The following is a 13990-nucleotide window of genomic DNA, read 5'->3' as shown; positions in this document are numbered from 1 at the left end:
CGCCATGGCCGCCAGCAGCCTCGGCGTCGTCGGCAACTCCGCCCGCCCCCTGCCCATCGCGGACTCGGGCGTGCCGGATCAGGACCAATGATGAGTGTAGCGAACACGACGGCCCGTAAGGAACGACACGCAGCAGCCCGTCGCTCCTGAATGGTGCGAACCGCAACACAGCCCTCCCCCCAAAACGCCCAACGCTCAACCCAATGCAGCTCCTCCTCTTCAGCGACGTGCACGGCGACCTCGACGCCTGCCGCCAGCTCGTGGACCGCGCGTCCGAGGTGGACGTCGTCGTGGGCGCCGGGGATTTCTGCCGGATGCGCCGGAATCTCCAGGCCCCGCTCGACGCCCTGTCCGCCATCGACACGCCGACGGTCCTCGTGCCGGGCAACGCCGAAACGGAAGACGAGATCGCCGAGCAGCTGTCCACCCTCGACTGGCCCGAGGCCCACGTGCTGCACGGCACCGGGGTTACGATCCACGGCCAGCCGTTCTACGGGATTGGCGGGGGCATTCCGGTGACGCCGTTCGGGCCCTGGAGCTACGACTTCAGCGAGGCGGAGGCCCGTCAGCTTCTGGCCGACTGTCCGGACGGCGCCGTGCTCGTCTCCCACTCCCCGCCCAAGAACGCCGTCGATCGCGACTCGAAAGGCCAATCGCTGGGGAGTGTCGCCGTGCGCGAGGCCGTCGAAGCGACAGAGCCCTCCCTGACGGTCTGCGGCCACATCCACGGCAGCTGGGGCGAGACCGCCGAGATCGGCCCGACGGCCGTCGTGAACGCCGGGCCCCGTGGACACACCTGGAATGTTTTTGGGGCGGACGCGGCTTGAGCGGCGTCGGACCGGCGGAACGCGTGCCTCCGTCGAATCTTCAATGTTTGAAGGGCGTTACATTACTTAGAAAGAGAACACTCCTTCTCAGGGGCCCTGCCCCGCATTTCAGGGGCCTGACGTGAGCACAAAGACGTTGAGGAGGAGCATTCGTGCTCCGACATAGTGCTCTGTCCCCGCATGAAAGACCTCGGCCGGCCCTCAGGGCGGTTCTTTTCCATCAATGGAAACACCGACGCCCTAGAGGCCACGATCGACGATCAGGCCTACCGGACCCGCCTTCGCGACCTTCGGGCAGACGAAACCCGCCCTCCCGCTGAGACGCTACAAGCCCTCCTTCGGCTCGGAGCCGAGTGGCTGGGCCTCGAACACGGACATCTTACGCGCATCGACCTGGCCGCCGGGACGCACACGATCGTCGAAGTGAGTGGGCCTCATCCTGTCCTTGAGAAGGGGCGTACGTGCGACCTGTCGACCACGTACTGTCGGCACGTGGTCGCGCGCGGCGATGCCCTGGCCGTCGGGAATGCCCCGGAGCAGGGGTGGAACCGGGATCCCGCCTACGAGGCCTTCGAATTGTCCACCTACTTCGGGGCGAAGGTGGTGGTGGAGAACGAGTTTTACGGCACCCTCTGCTTCGTCGACCGGGAGCCGCGGGTGGAGTCGTTCGGGGAGTCGGACGCCGCGGTCCTCGCTCTTCTCGTGCGGGCCGTAGAGCAGACGCTGGAGCGCCGGCGGACCGGGAAAGCCCTCCAGGAGAAAGAGGGACGACTGCGGGGGCTTGCCAACAGCCTCCCGGGCGTGACGTACCAGTTCTATGCCCGCCCCGGGGAAGACTGGGGCTACCATTTCGTCGGGCAAAAGGCCGAATCCGTCCTGGGCCTCTCGGCCGAGCCGGAGGGCTTCCACGACCGATTCATACAGTGCATCCCGCCCGAGTACCGGGAGCAGTATGTAGAAAACACGCGGACGGCAAGCAAAGAATTGTGCCCCGCCCGGATCGAGATGCCGTTCGACCGGCCCGACGGCACGCGCATCTGGCTCCTCTGCTCCTCAATGCCGGAGCGCAGAGAAGACGAGATCCTCTTCAACGGCGTGCTCCTGGACATCACCGACCGGAAGGAGGCCGAGCAGGCCCTCCAGGCCGAGCGCGACCGGTTCGAAACCCTCTTTCACAACCTTCCGACTCCGGTCGTGCACGGCTGGCCCGACGACGACGGCCGCGTCCGCCCCCAAAACGTCAACGACACATTCGAAACGGTTTTTGGGATCGACAAAGACCACCTCCGGACTGAGGACCTCCGGGCCCACATCGTGCCTCCCGACGCGCAGGACGATGCAGACTCGATCCGCCGCTGGTTGCAGAATGGCGAGCCGGTGGACCGGGAGGTGCAACGAGAAACCTCCCGTGGCATTCGCGACTTTCGGGTCCAGGTCACCCTCCGCGAGGACGAATCCGGCCCCGTGGAGGGGTACGCCATCTACACCGACATCACCGAGCGGAAGCGCCGTGAACGGACCCTGCAGGACCGCCAGGAAAAGGTCGAGGCCCTCTACGCGACGACAGCCCAGGTGCTGCGGGCCGAAGACGAGGCCGCGGTGGCCCAGTGCATCGTGGACCTCGTGAACGAGGTGTTCGGCTACCCGATTGTCGTCGTTCGATTTCGTGAAGACCACCGGCTCACGCCCGTCCAGGCCTCGCCCAATATTTCCGATCACCTCCCCGAGCTGTCCTCGTTGGACGTGACGAGCGAGAGCGTCGTGGCCACGGCCTTCCGCGACGGGGATACGACCGTCTTCGACGACCTGCGTGCCGCCGACGATGCCGCCGACCCCGGGGCGGTACGGGCCACGGCCATCGTGCCCGTCGGGATGCACGGCACCATTTCGGTGGCGGCCCTGGAGGCGGGGGCCGTCGAGGACTTCGACCGACGCCTGATTGAGATCCTCTCGACCTACGCTGCCCTCGTGCTCGACCGCATTACGTACGAGGGCGAGCTCGTCTCGGCGAAGGAGGAGGCCGAGCGTCTGAACCGGATGAAGAGCGCCTTCCTCGCGAACATGAGCCACGAGATTCGCACCCCGCTAACGTCCATCATCGGGTTTGCGGAGGTCATCGGGGACGAGGTGGCACGCCTGTCGGGCCGTTCAGCGCCCGAGGGCTCCACCTTCAACACCCTCCACCAATTTTCCGAGCTCATTGAGGAGAGCGGGCATCGCCTCTTGGAGACGCTCGACGCGGTCCTCAATCTCTCGCGCCTGGAGGCGGGCGAGATGAAACTCGACTGCATCCCCCTGAACCTGACGGAAGAGGTGCGCGAGGCCGCCGGCCTGTTCGAGCCTCAGGCCCACACCGAAGGCATCGACCTGCAGGTAGAAACGCCCGACGCTCCCCTCTGGGCCTGCGTCGACGAGGGCGGCCTGCGGATTGTCCTGCAAAACCTGATCTCCAACGCGCTGAAGTACACCGAGGAGGGCGGCGCGGTCCACGTCCGGGCCGACGGGGACGACGACGCTGTGGTCCTGGAGGTCGAGGACACCGGCGTCGGCATGGATCCGGGCCGCGTACCGGAGCTCTTCGAGCCGTTTCGCCAGGAGTCGGAAGGCCCCGGCCGGACGTACGAGGGCACCGGCCTCGGCCTGGCCGTCACCAAGCAGGCGACCGAGCAGATGGGCGGCACCATCGCGGTCGAGACCGCAAAGGGCGAGGGCAGCTGCTTCACCGTGCAATTTCCCGCGACGGCGCCCCCGGACCGGGCCTAGCATCGCCGCGCTCCCCCACCTGGAGAAAGGTTCGGGAAATTTGCCCGGAGCGTTGGCCGATCCTCCTCAGCACGGTAGACGCTTTCGTCTCTGCTGCCTATCGTTTGGGACGAAGCTAGGGGTGTTCGGCGCCACGCGGCGGCCGGGCTGAGAGAGACCCTCCGAACCTGATCCGGGTCATGCCGGCGCAGGAAAGCACACCTCCCCTCGTCGCCCCGTCGGCACCGCGTCTCTGGCTTCGCGCTCGCCCCCCAACGCATCGATCACGCGAAGCCCAACCCATGGACCTGACTGCCCCCCTCAACACCCGCGCCTTCTCGGTGCCCCCCTTCGCGGAGGCCTGCCTGCAGCACGCCGGCGACCCGTGGACGGAGGCGTTCGACCACCCGTTCGTGCACGCCCTCGCCGAGGGCACGCTGGACGCGGACACCTTCAAGTTCTACCAGATGCAGGACGCGCGCTACCTGGAGGCCTTCGCCGACGCCGCCTCCCTCCTCTCCACCCAGTGCGCACACCCGGACGACACGCTCTGGTTCATCGACGCGGCCCGGCTGGCCCTCGTCGTGGAGGGCGAGCTCCACGAGGGCTACGGCGAGGCGCTCGGGTACGGCCCCGAAGACATCCGCGAGCTCCAGCTGACCCCAAACAACCGCGCCTACCAGAACCACATGATCGAGCGGGCCCAGCGCGGCACGCTCGTGGAGGGCACGGCCGCCCTCACGCCCTGCCCCTGGCTCTACGTGGAGCTCGGCCAGCGCCTGGAGCGCGAGATGGGCGAGATCCCTGAGGACCACCCCTACGCCGAGTGGCTCGCCATGTACCGCGACCCGGAGTTCAACACGTACATGGAGAACCTTCTGGCGCGCCTGCAGCGGTTTGCCGACGCCGCCGACGAGGCGGCCCGCACCCGGGCCAAGACGGCCTTCACCACCAGCGTCCGCTACGAGTGGATGTTCTGGGACCAGGCCTGGACTCAGCAGGAGTGGCCGGTGTAGTGTCGATCGTCGGCGGACCGCAGACGGTGAACGGGCGCATCTATCTTCCTCTCTCGCCCCTCTTCCCCGCGTGTCCCACCCCCACTATCGCTCCATCTGCACCGGCACGTGCCCGAACGAGACGCGCCGGCGCACGGTGCGGGTCGAATCGCCGTTCCGCCGCAGCTCCGCCTCGACGATGAGCGACTGCGGGCGGGCATCGGCCCCCATCGGCCAGGTGGCCCGGAACCGCGTCGAGTCGCCGGGGGCCCACGTTGCCCCGTGGACGTCGTCGAGCACCGTGCCGCCGTCCGTTTCCAGGGCCCGCAGGGTGAGGCGGTAGGGCGCCTCCGTGCGGTTGTTCACCACGACGGCAAGCCGAAAGGCCCAGGGCCCGGACGACTGCGCCCGCATCTGCAGCTCCGCCACGCGCTCCGTGACGTCCGTGGCCGGCAGGAGGTCGTCCCCGATCCGAAGGGGGCCGCCGGACCGTGCCCCTGGCGCGCTCGAGGCTTCCTGCGTCTCGTCGGCCGGCGCCGACTCGTCGTCCCCACTCAGAAGGTAGCTGCGGACCAGGGTCATCCCCTCAATCCCGAACGCCAGCCCGAACGCGAGGATGAGAAAGAAGCGGACCACCCAGGGATTCACCTCATCGGCCCCGTCGGGCGCAGAGGGGGACGAAGCATCGTCCGGCTCGGGAGAAGGGGGATCGTCCATCGAACAGAAGTCCAGGAATCGTCGAGACAGCCACCGGACGGGTGCAATCTAAGTAGACACGCAAAAGACCCTTAACAACAAGTCATTCCGAGCGCAGCGAAGCGGAGTCGAGGAATCTCTTCGAAGATCAGCAGAAGCGACCTTCAGACCGGTATATTCCCAAATCAGCGTTCGCGCTGGACCCAGTAAGATTCTTCGACTCGCTCCTCCCTCCGGTCGTCGGTCACTCAGAATGACGCTCGAATAAACGTATTTCTGCGTGTTTACATAGGCCTCTCCGTCCCAGCACAGGAGCGCCGGGCGCCTCCTTTCCAGCGCCACCACGCGCCTACATCGGCGCCGGGAACGCCCCCGGCGAGAAGAGCCCATCCATGACCATCTCGGCCAGCGGCAGCGAGTAGGCAATGAGGACCAGCACCACGGCCACGCCCATCCATAGCGTCAGGTTGTCCAGAATCTTCGGCGAGTGCTCTGGGCCCGAGAGGGCGGGCGGGATCACGTCGTCCACGTCGGTGGCGGGCGCCCCCTTCCACCACGTCCCTCCGATCACCGTGATGAAGAGCACCAGCGAGACAAAGAGAATGGTGCCCCCGATCGCCACCTGCCAGTCCATCTCCGCCATGGTGCCGAACGGCACTTCGTAGTCGATGCCCGCGTACTGGGGCTCCGATACGCGGCGCGGCACGCCCGCCAGGCCCTGCCGGTGGAGCGCGTTGGACATCAGCGTCATTCCGATGAACCACGTGTAGGGCTGGGCCAGGGCCAGGTTTTTGAACTTGATCTCCTTCCCGGTCAGCTGGGGGAGCAGCCAGTACGTGATGGCCATGAAGGTAAGGGCCGTGGCCGTGCCCACCGTGAGGTGGAAGTGGCCGGGAATCCAGGCGGTGTTGTGCACCAGCATGTCGATGTTGAGCGAGGCGTTGATCATGCCGCTAAAGCCGCCCGCGGCGAACATGATGCCGGCCAGCGCACAGCCCACGAAGGCGGGCTGCCCCCACGGCAGCGCCCCCATCCACGCGAAATAGCCACTGCCGCCCCGCTGCCGGGCGCCGTGCTCCATCGACGAGATGACCGTAAACGCCGTCATGAGGCTCGGCAGCAAAATGACGAGCGTCATGATGAGCGCCCACATCTTATAGACCAGCGAGATGCCCGGGTCGGCGTACTGGTGGTGGTAGCCGATGGGCGTGGAGAGCAGCAGGAAGAAGATGAAGACGATTCGGGCGAGCGGATCGCTGAAGAGGCGTCCGCCCGAGAGCTTCGGCAGAATGGTGTACCACACGAAGTAGGCCGGCAGCAGCCAGAAGTAGACCACCGCGTGCCCGAAGTACCAGAAGAGCGTGCGGGGCAGCAGCGGATCAATCTTCTCGACGATGCCGAGCGACCACGGAATGAGGAGCACGACCACCTCCAGCGCCACGCCCAGCGAGCAGAGGTACCACATGAGCCACGTGAAGATGACCATGTAGGTCTGCAGCGGGATGCGGGCGTCGGGGTTGTCGGCGCGCCACTTGCGGTACGTCCAGAACCAGTCGGCCCCGGCCAGCCAGGAGCCCACGATGAGGAGCGCCGCGCCGATGTAGAAGAGCGGATGGGCCTGCAGCGGCGGATAGAACGTGTAGAGGACCGCCGCACTCAGGCCACTGCCCGGCACGAGCCCGCCGAGGATGGCAGTAGCCGTCATGGTCGTCCCCACCAGCATCATCACGAACCAGCTCCACGAGAACGTTGAGCTCTCCGGCTCGCGCTCCAGGGTGCGCGTAACGCCCCACTGGTAGAGCCCCGTAATGAAGAAGGTGGTGAACACGAGGGCCAGCAGGACGCCGTGGCCCGTGAGCACGTCGTAGTACCCCACCGAGGAGACGAACCCGCGGAAGACGTCCGTGCGGTGCAGCGCCTGGATAAGGCCGAAGAAGCCCCCAATGCTGAGGGCCACGAACGCGACGATCAAGTTGGCCTTGACAATGCGCGCCGCTTTCGGGTAGTGGTTGACAAACGTCATTGTGATATCAGATTGCTCTCGTCAAACTCGGATGGGGGAACGACCTCAATTTCACCCTGCATGTTGTGGTGGGCCGAGCCACAGTACTGGTGGCAGATGATGCCATAGGTTTTCGCCTCTGGAAAGCGGGTGCTAAACGTTGCAATCTGTCCCGGGATGACGGTCGCATTCAACCCGCTCCCCGGCACCTCGAACCCGTGCATGACGTCCGGGCTCGTCATGTGAAAGGTCACCTTGGTCTCGGCCGGAAGGGTCAGGGGCTGGGTGCTCCCCGGTCGGAAGAGGAACTGCTGGGCGAGCATGTACACCTCGTAGTGGTTGTCGCTCACCTTGCGCACTCCCGGCTGTGCAAACGGCCCCTCCGACAGGACGGTCGCCGGGTCGACGGTCTCGCCCGTTTCTACGCCGGGCACCTTCAGGTTCATCACCGTGAACCCGAAGAGCACAATCCCGATGAAGGCGGCGATGAGGAGGAGGGAGAGCCCGATCCAGAGCTTTTCAAAACGATGAACGTGCATGGTCGATCAGGACTTACTCAATGATGTGGGGGGCGTGCGTAGCAAACTCGACAAAGTACAGCAGTGCGTACAGCACGAGGAGAAGGACGAAGTAGGCCCCGTTGACGGCGAGGGTGCCGTAGGGCTGGAACTCGTCGAGCGAAATGTCTCGGACCTTTCCCGAATCGTCTCCCACGGAGCTGATCTCAGGCGAGGCGTCGGACTCGTTGGTCGGCATGAGAGCAGACACGTAATTCGGAAGAACGGCGAACGGTGGTGGCGGGCGCGAGGGGGCACGTGCCACATCTTTCACAACTATGGTACTATCCAGCATCTCTTCCTGCAACCCGCCCTCGCATGAACGTTGGGTGGGGCGTTCCCCCACGTTGTCGCTCACGCCCCTATGCCGCGCTCGGCCCCCGCTCGACGCGCACGCACCACACGTGCGGGCCTCTCTTCAAATACATCCAGCGGATCTCCCCGGGGCGCTCATTCTCAACCTGCAGGCGCATCGGTGCCGGGTCCACGTCGTCTACGAGCACGAACGACGCCCCCGCACTGAGGCCGTCAACCACCGAGAGGACGGATTCGAGCTTTCGGGCGGCATCCACGGGACGAACGTCGAGGGTCGTGGGCGCGGCGGTGGACATAGAGACTCGAACGCGTTACTTTGCATGGTCAACGTGCTTTTCCCCTCAGCGCCCGCCAGGCCCCGCCGCCCCGCCCCCCTGCATGGACGTGTCTCTCGCCGACATTGCCGACGCGACGGAGCACCACGCCTTCTTCGGCGGGCTGTCTGCGGAGGGGCGGGAACGCCTCATCGATCTCGGGTAGGTCTGTACGGCGGCAAGCGGCACGATTCTGTTCCAGCGTGGCGATGCGTATCGGGGCTTCTATCTTCTGATTGAGGGCGGCGTCCATATCTACCGGCTGAGCCCGGAGGGCCGAATGCTGGTCCTGCACGTCATCCGTCCCGGCGAGTCGTTTGCGGAAGTGCCGCTGTTCGAAATGGGCGACGGCGACACGTACCCGGCCACCGCCGAAACCCTTTCGGACAGCACCCTGCTGTTCTTTCCGGCCGACGCCTTTCTGTCGTTCGTGGACGCCCATCCCCGCTCGGCACTGCATATGCTGGGCCAACTGGCCGGGCGCCTCCGCAGCGCTGTCCGCCAGCTCGACGCCGTGTCGCTGCAGGACGTGCAGGAGCGCCTCGCCCGCTACCTCGTCGAGCAGGTCCCCACGGTTCCGGACGCCCCCGACACGGCCCCCACCGTCGAGCTCGACATTCCCAAATCCGTGCTCGCCGCCGAGCTGGGCACCGTCCCCGAGACGCTCTCGCGGGCGCTGCGCGCACTGGAGGAGGAAGCCCTCATCCGGACCGAGGATGCGGAGATCGCCCTGACGGACGTGCGGGGCCTGCGGCACCTCGTCGATCCCCACTGACCCTAGAGGTCGAGCCGGCGGAGGCGCCGGCAGGCCAGCACGAGGAGAAGCGCCGTCCAGGCCACCGTCAGCCCCGCGACCCAGGCGGGCAGCCCCGCCATCAGGTCCGCGACCCAGGCCGCCTCCCCCGGCGTCGAGAACGGCACGTCTTCGAGGGCGAAGAGTCCGGCCAGCCGCACCGCATCGATCGGGTTGAGGAGCAGGAGGCCGACCCAGAACGCGGGCAGGGCCTGCACCGCCCCGAGCCCCGACAGTCCCAGGGCGGCCGCGTCGTAGAGCGCAAAGGCCACGACCCATACGACGAGCCCCACCATCAGTCCGCGCGCCCGGCTCGTGGTGTACTGCCCCGCGGCGAGGCCCGCGCTCACGCTCACCAGCACGAGGCCCGTCCCCAGGCCCCACAGGAGCGCCAGCGTCCCCGGCCCCGCCCCCATTACGGCCCCCGCCACGAGAGCCCCGAGGAGCACCGCCGCCAGCGCCACGACCAGCGTGACCGCCTTGCCCAGCACGAACGCAGCCCGCGGCACCGGCTGGGTCCAGAGGAACGCCCGCTCGTCGCGCTCCTCGTGCGCGGCGCTCACCCCCACGAGCAGCCCAAACAGGGGCACCAGATACAGAAAGAGCAGCAGCAGGCCGTACGGCACCGCCTCGGGTTGCCCGCTGAGGGCCGCCACGGCACTGCTTCCCGCCCACGCGACGATCGCAAACACCTGAACGAACCGGTTGTGGAGCGTCGTGGTGACCTCTCGGCGCACGAGGGCGCGGTAAGCCGAGGTCGGTCGTTGCATCAGCGGCATGGTTGGTTCGAGGGTTGAGAATCGAGAGTCGGGTGTCTGTTGCGTATTGCGCATTTCGTATTGTGTGGGGCCCAATCGAACTGATCCGCACTACGCAATACGCACTACGCACTATGGAGACGGCGCAGGGACCGGATCACTCTGTTCCACGTCCCGAATCTGCCCGCCCTCGCAGCGGAGCACGCGGTCGGCGAGGGGCCGCCACACGTCCAGCAGGTGCGTGGCCATGAGCACCGCCGCGCCCTCTTCCACCCGGGCCCGGAGCCGGTCCATGAGGAAGCCGCGCCACTCCGGGTCCAGGCTCAAGCCCGGCTCGTCGAGGAGGAGCACCGGCGCGCGGGCCAGCTCGAAGACCGCGATCCCCAGGCGCTGCCGCATGCCCCCCGAGAGCGTCCCGCACGGCTTCTGGGCGGCGTCGGCGAGCCCGACGTCCTCGAGGCGCGCGTCGAGGCGCGCGGCGGGGGCGTTGCGGAGTCCCGCGTAGAACCGCAGCACCTGCCGGGGCGTGAGGGCGTCGTGGAAGCGGACATCCTGCGGCAAGAACGCGAGCCGCTCTTGGGCCGCGCAGCGGTCGGTCGTCACGTCCCGCCCGTCCACGGCGGCCGTGCCGGCGTCGGGCGTGGCGAGGCCCGCGAGCACGTGCAGGGTCGTCGTCTTGCCCGACCCGTTGGGCCCCACCAGCACCGTGGCGGTGCCCGGCGCCGCCGAGAACGACGCGCCCTGCAGGACCGACGCGTCCCCGAACGATTTGTAGAGATCCACCACGTCAATCATGCCACTCGCCTCCGCAGCGCGACCGCGCCGACGGTTAACAATACAATGCCAAGCGTGCCGACCGCCCCGAGCCCCGCCGCCTCTTCCGCCTCGGAATGGTCCGGGGGCTCCACGAGCGGGTGCGTGTCGGTGAGCGTCGGGATGTCCGTGTCCGGCACGCGCGCCAGGGCGTCGGCGAGGAGCGAGAGGCCCGGGCTGCCCGCCAGTAGGTCGACGTACGGGAATGTCTCGCGCCGCGCGCCAAACAGGTCGACCGTCCGGTGCGGCAGCTCGCTCACCCCGTCGGCATTTACGTCGAGCAGGCCGCGCGGGCCCCAGTAGTTGCCGCGGCCGTCGAGGTGCCACTCGTTCGTGGCGCTGGCCCCGGCCACCGTCGCCGTGTTCAGGTTGCCGCGGATGACGTTGCGGCCGAACCGATTCTCCATCGAGCTTCCCGTGAACCGGACGCCCCGGTAGTTGGACGCCACGACGTTGTCCGCGAACGTGTTGCGCGTGCTGTTTTCGAGGTAGACGCCCGTGCCGTTCTGGACCATGCGGTTGTGCGCGAAGCGGCTCTCGTCCACCGTCTGCAGAAGCAGCCCATAGCCCCGCTGCGACCGGTTGTTGCGGAAGACGTTGTGTCGCACCGCAATGCGGGCGGAGTACATGAGCGCGGACCCCGATTCGTTGTCGAAGAAGCGATTGTGCTCGAACGTGTTGTCGTCCGAATACATGTAGTGCAGCCCGTAGCGCACGTCGTGAATCGTGTTGTGGGCCGCGTAGGCGTGGTCGGAGTGCGAGAAGTACACGCCGTCTCGCGTGTGGTGGACGGTGTTGTGGGTTACCGTACTGTGGAGTGCGTTCCACAGGTGAATGCCGTTGCCCCGCTGCGGGACCGGCAGGGGCACGGCACAGTCGCCGCCCTCCGGCGGCACCGAGCAGTCGTGGCGCCGGGCCTCGTCGGGGGCGAGTCGTCGCGTGACGGTGGGCGGCCCCTCGATCACGTTCTCGACGACCACCGCCCGGGGTTCGCCCTTCACGTACACCCCATGCAAGACCTCGGACAGGCGATTGTCGCGGACCGTCACGCGCGGGGCCCGTACCATCACGCCGGCGTGGTCCTCGCCCAGGTCCGTTCCGGACCCCGTAATTCGAAAGCCCTCGACGGTCACGTCGGCGGCGTCGACCGCGACGATGTGCGTCTGCTCGTCGCCCTTCAGGTGCGGGCGGTCACGCCCCCGCAGGACCAGTGGGGTGTCAACCACGAACGGCCCCTCGTGCGTGCCTCCCGTCACGACGATTGTGTCGCCGGGCGCCGCGGCGTCGATGCGAGCCTGTAACGACGGCTGGGCGAACACGGGCCCGGCGCTGAGCAACAGTCCGAATGTGAGTGCCCAGAAAGCCCTCATCGGAGTGAAGGTTGGAAGATTGAAGGTTGGAAGGTTGTCGACCCACTTTATCGCCTCCGACATTCGTCCCCGCCTCCTACGCAGGCGATCAGGCAGTCGCGGGGTCGGGCTCGGACGCTTCCGTCTCGTCCGTCCCTGTTTCCGACCGGACGCCCATCCAGAGGGCCCCGACGAAACAGAGCGTGGCCCCGAGCAGCAGGGCCGAGCCTTCGCGCGGGAAGCTGTACTGCGTGAAGTTTGCAATCTGCTTCCAGCCGATAAGAATCGGCGTAAAGGGCTCGATGTCCATCGCGGCCTTCGGGTCCAGGTTGTGGGCGTAGGTGTACAGCTGATAGTAGAAGCGCCACATCGAAAACGCCCCGAAGTACACGAACAGCACGAGCGTGTCGACCACCGACTTCACGGTGCCAAAGAACGCGCCCCGTAGGGCCAGGAGCACAAAGCCCCCGAGGAGGAAGGGAATGAACGTCATCTCCGCAAAGTCCTCCTCCTCAATCGGCGCCATGCCGATGTAGTGGTTCAAGTTGTTAATTTCCTTGAGGTCCTGTCCGTCATTGCCCGCGTCCAGTTTGTGGCTGTAAATGTACATGTCGAGCCCGCCCTCCGGATACTGAGGCGCCTCCAGGTGAATCTGCCACAGGGGAAGGAAAATCGATACGGCCAGCAGCACTGCCCCCGTGACCATCAAGAACCGTCCCCGATTGGGGATGGACCGATCAGTGATCTCAGGAAGGCGATCGACGAAGTCACGCATGGATGGAACGCGTCGTAAGGAAAACCAGCATTCTGGTGAGGGCGGCTCATTCGGGGCCTGGACGCAGGGGGCTGGAGCCCAAACGTTGGGACTCCTGCCCCCCACTCGCATGCGCCCGAAGGCCTGTTGCAGGGCCGGCCTGTACGCGTCTAGCTAGGCTCTACCTCCAGGTAGCCCTGCATCTCCTGGTGGAGCGCCGAGCAGAAGTTGGTGCAGTAGAACGGATAGACGCCGGTTTCGTCGACTGTAAACTTCATGGTCTTCGTCTGGCCGGGCGTCACGACGACGTTCATGTTGTGCTCGGCCACGCCGAAGCCGTGGATCATGTCCGACACCTGCTCCACGTTCGTCAGGTGAATGGTGACCTCGTCGCCCGCTCGGGCTTCGATCTTGTCCGGGAAGAACTGGCTTCGCTGCGACACCATGTGCACCTCCACGCCCTCGCGGGTCCGCGTCTGGCCGGTGTTCTCCGGATCCCAGCGGGCTTCGGGGTGGTCGTTGTCTTCCTGCTTGTGCACCTCGATCGGATCGATAATGTCCGCGGGCACGACCTGGGCGAAGTGTGGCTCGGGCCGGGTGTAGTCTTCCTCGATCATCTCCATCTCCTCGCCGGAGATGTCGATGAGCTGGCTCGTCTCCGGCTTCTCCGGCCCCACGTTCAGGCCGCGGTCCTTCTGGAGCTTGTTCATCGCCACCAGCCAGTCGCCGTACGGCTCCTGCGAGTCGCTGCCCGGAATGACGAGGTGGCCGATGTTGTACTGGACACCAATCTTGTCGACGATGGCCTGGCTCATGTCCTCCTGCGTGGCGTCGTCCCACGGGGGCAGTTCCCACTTTGCCACGGCCGACTCGATGAAGAGGGACGTGTAGGCGTTGCCCTCCCCGTCGTACTGCGTGTGCAGCGGGCCCTGGCCCACTGGGACTTCCCCCTCCACGATGCTGTCGTAGTTGAGGACGGGCACGCCCCGGAATTCGCCCTGGAAGTCGTCGTTCTCGATCGCCGTCTGCACCTGTTCGAAGTCGAAGACGGTGGTGGTCGGCTGCAGCTTCCCGG

14 protein-coding genes and 1 riboswitch are annotated in these 13990 nt (G+C 66.5%); of the genes, 4 read left to right on the top strand and 10 right to left on the bottom strand.

Annotation, left to right across the window (positions count from 1 at the left end):
• The first annotated feature begins 203 nt into the window (after nucleotides 1-203).
• From V5A20_RS10020 to tenA, 3 genes are all read left to right on the top strand, one after another.
• Nucleotides 204-827: a metallophosphoesterase family protein gene (locus V5A20_RS10020; RefSeq protein ID WP_332316191.1), complete on the top strand. Its 624-nt coding sequence runs from the start codon at nucleotides 204-206 to the stop codon at nucleotides 825-827.
• Nucleotides 828-1007: 180 nt separating this feature from the next.
• On the top strand, nucleotides 1008-3590 hold the full coding sequence (locus V5A20_RS10015; RefSeq protein ID WP_332327249.1) for a PAS domain-containing sensor histidine kinase: 2583 nt from the start codon (nucleotides 1008-1010) through the stop codon (nucleotides 3588-3590).
• A 107-nt stretch (nucleotides 3591-3697) separates the two neighbouring features.
• A riboswitch (TPP riboswitch) is annotated at nucleotides 3698-3801 on the top strand.
• Nucleotides 3802-3871: 70 nt separating this feature from the next.
• A complete protein-coding gene (gene tenA, locus V5A20_RS10010) occupies nucleotides 3872-4585 on the top strand; it encodes a thiaminase II (protein WP_332316189.1) in 714 nt (237 codons plus the stop codon).
• Nucleotides 4586-4669: 84 nt separating this feature from the next.
• On the opposite strand, the gene V5A20_RS10005 is transcribed toward tenA, so the two are convergent.
• The 5 genes from V5A20_RS10005 to V5A20_RS09985 form a co-directional block, all read right to left on the bottom strand.
• Nucleotides 4670-5281, bottom strand: coding sequence for a hypothetical protein (locus V5A20_RS10005; protein WP_332316188.1), 612 nt, complete (start codon nucleotides 5279-5281; stop codon nucleotides 4670-4672).
• Between the two features lie 328 nt (nucleotides 5282-5609).
• Nucleotides 5610-7283: a b(o/a)3-type cytochrome-c oxidase subunit 1 gene (locus tag V5A20_RS10000; protein ID WP_332316187.1), complete on the bottom strand. Its 1674-nt coding sequence runs from the start codon at nucleotides 7281-7283 to the stop codon at nucleotides 5610-5612.
• Entirely contained in the window at nucleotides 7280-7801 is a 522-nt protein-coding gene (locus tag V5A20_RS09995) for a cytochrome c oxidase subunit II (protein ID WP_332316186.1), read from the bottom strand. Before V5A20_RS09995 ends, V5A20_RS10000 begins: the two co-directional genes overlap by 4 nt.
• Before the next feature lie 13 nt (nucleotides 7802-7814).
• Complete coding sequence (locus V5A20_RS09990; RefSeq protein WP_332316185.1) at nucleotides 7815-8018, bottom strand: hypothetical protein; 204 nt, start codon at nucleotides 8016-8018, stop codon at nucleotides 7815-7817.
• A gap of 163 nt (nucleotides 8019-8181) precedes the next feature.
• Nucleotides 8182-8430 carry a DUF2249 domain-containing protein gene (locus V5A20_RS09985; RefSeq protein WP_332316184.1) on the bottom strand — a complete coding sequence of 83 codons (249 nt, stop codon included), beginning with the start codon at nucleotides 8428-8430 and terminating at the stop codon, nucleotides 8182-8184.
• A 208-nt stretch (nucleotides 8431-8638) separates the two neighbouring features.
• Between V5A20_RS09985 and V5A20_RS09980 the strand changes: the two genes are divergently transcribed.
• Complete coding sequence (locus V5A20_RS09980) at nucleotides 8639-9223, top strand: Crp/Fnr family transcriptional regulator (protein WP_332316192.1); 585 nt, start codon at nucleotides 8639-8641, stop codon at nucleotides 9221-9223.
• A 2-nt stretch (nucleotides 9224-9225) separates the two neighbouring features.
• Here V5A20_RS09980 and V5A20_RS09975 read toward each other — a convergent pair whose 3' ends face one another.
• The 5 genes from V5A20_RS09975 to V5A20_RS09955 all read right to left on the bottom strand — a co-directional run.
• Nucleotides 9226-10020, bottom strand: a complete 795-nt coding sequence (locus V5A20_RS09975) for an ABC transporter permease subunit (protein WP_332316183.1) — start codon at nucleotides 10018-10020, stop codon at nucleotides 9226-9228.
• A gap of 111 nt (nucleotides 10021-10131) precedes the next feature.
• Nucleotides 10132-10794, bottom strand: coding sequence for an ABC transporter ATP-binding protein (locus tag V5A20_RS09970; RefSeq protein ID WP_332327248.1), 663 nt, complete (start codon nucleotides 10792-10794; stop codon nucleotides 10132-10134).
• Nucleotides 10791-12182, bottom strand: coding sequence for a NosD domain-containing protein (locus V5A20_RS09965; RefSeq protein WP_332316180.1), 1392 nt, complete (start codon nucleotides 12180-12182; stop codon nucleotides 10791-10793). Before V5A20_RS09965 ends, V5A20_RS09970 begins: the two co-directional genes overlap by 4 nt.
• Before the next feature lie 88 nt (nucleotides 12183-12270).
• The gene (locus tag V5A20_RS09960) at nucleotides 12271-12936 is read right to left on the bottom strand and encodes a hypothetical protein (RefSeq protein WP_332316179.1); all 666 of its coding nucleotides are present in this window, start codon (nucleotides 12934-12936) and stop codon (nucleotides 12271-12273) included.
• 149 nt (nucleotides 12937-13085) lie between these two features.
• The coding region (locus tag V5A20_RS09955; RefSeq protein ID WP_332327247.1) for a cupredoxin domain-containing protein at nucleotides 13086-13990 on the bottom strand (905 nt) is incomplete at its 5' end.

The organism is Salinibacter sp. (assembly GCF_036626415.1).
In the GTDB taxonomy this organism is placed as follows: Bacteria; Bacteroidota; Rhodothermia; order Rhodothermales; family Salinibacteraceae; genus Salinibacter.
The sequence above is the reverse complement of the archived record's forward strand: the minus strand, read 5'-3'. Positions and strand labels throughout refer to the sequence as shown.

Excerpts from the sequence above, each read along its gene's own strand:
- V5A20_RS10020 (WP_332316191.1), top strand. The coding sequence starts at position 204 with ATGCAGCTCCTCCTCTTCAGCGACGTGCACGGCGACCTCGACGCCTGC.
- V5A20_RS10015 (WP_332327249.1), top strand. The coding sequence starts at position 1,008 with ATGAAAGACCTCGGCCGGCCCTCAGGGCGGTTCTTTTCCATCAATGGA.
- tenA (WP_332316189.1), top strand. The coding sequence starts at position 3,872 with ATGGACCTGACTGCCCCCCTCAACACCCGCGCCTTCTCGGTGCCCCCC.
- V5A20_RS10005 (WP_332316188.1), bottom strand. The coding sequence starts at position 5,281 with ATGGACGATCCCCCTTCTCCCGAGCCGGACGATGCTTCGTCCCCCTCT.
- V5A20_RS10000 (WP_332316187.1), bottom strand. The coding sequence starts at position 7,283 with ATGACGTTTGTCAACCACTACCCGAAAGCGGCGCGCATTGTCAAGGCC.
- V5A20_RS09995 (WP_332316186.1), bottom strand. The coding sequence starts at position 7,801 with ATGCACGTTCATCGTTTTGAAAAGCTCTGGATCGGGCTCTCCCTCCTC.
- V5A20_RS09990 (WP_332316185.1), bottom strand. The coding sequence starts at position 8,018 with ATGCCGACCAACGAGTCCGACGCCTCGCCTGAGATCAGCTCCGTGGGA.
- V5A20_RS09985 (WP_332316184.1), bottom strand. The coding sequence starts at position 8,430 with ATGTCCACCGCCGCGCCCACGACCCTCGACGTTCGTCCCGTGGATGCC.
- V5A20_RS09975 (WP_332316183.1), bottom strand. The coding sequence starts at position 10,020 with ATGCCGCTGATGCAACGACCGACCTCGGCTTACCGCGCCCTCGTGCGC.
- V5A20_RS09970 (WP_332327248.1), bottom strand. The coding sequence starts at position 10,794 with ATGATTGACGTGGTGGATCTCTACAAATCGTTCGGGGACGCGTCGGTC.
- V5A20_RS09965 (WP_332316180.1), bottom strand. The coding sequence starts at position 12,182 with ATGAGGGCTTTCTGGGCACTCACATTCGGACTGTTGCTCAGCGCCGGG.
- V5A20_RS09960 (WP_332316179.1), bottom strand. The coding sequence starts at position 12,936 with ATGCGTGACTTCGTCGATCGCCTTCCTGAGATCACTGATCGGTCCATC.